This window comes from Clostridium polyendosporum, assembly GCF_018332455.1.
Classification (GTDB): Bacteria; Bacillota; Clostridia; order Clostridiales; family Clostridiaceae; genus Clostridium_AY; species Clostridium_AY polyendosporum.
This window is the reverse complement of sequence record NZ_BOPZ01000080.1, coordinates 1-470: the sequence shown is the minus strand read 5'-3', so window position 1 is coordinate 470 and position 470 is coordinate 1. Positions and strand designations below refer to the sequence as shown.

General features: G+C 46.2%; 1 tRNA gene and 1 rRNA gene. Both read right to left on the bottom strand.

The window, feature by feature from the left end:
• Positions 1–32: 32 nt before the first annotated feature.
• Positions 33–108, bottom strand: a tRNA-Ala gene (locus CPJCM30710_RS17480).
• Positions 109–274: 166 nt separating this feature from the next.
• Positions 275–470: ribosomal RNA gene (locus CPJCM30710_RS17475) — 16S ribosomal RNA — on the bottom strand; the annotation flags it as partial.

Sequence of the window (470 nt, the reverse complement as noted above, 5' to 3'; positions counted from 1 at the left end):
CGCTCTAACCTGCTGAGCTATAAGCCCTTATGTGGTGGAGATAAAGAGATTCGAACTCTTGACCCCCTGCGTGCAAGGCAGGTGCTCTCCCAACTGAGCTATACCCCCACATTGTTTTATATATTTTATTGAGATTTCCTAAACTTGTCATATTTTTGTCAAGTTTTTGGTCTCTCAAAATTAAACAGAGGAATTAGAGCAATCCGTTTGACAACTCATTATATTATTGTAGTTAATCTTAACATGCGTTAAGTATAAACTAAATCTTCCTTAGAAAGGAGGTGATCCAGCCGCAGGTTCTCCTACGGCTACCTTGTTACGACTTCACCCCAATCGCTGACCCTACCTTCGGCCGCGGCCCCCCTTACGGGTTAGCTCACGGACTTCGGGTATTGCCAACTCTCATGGTGTGACGGGCGGTGTGTACAAGGCCCGGGAACGTATTCACCGCGACATGCTGATTCGCGATT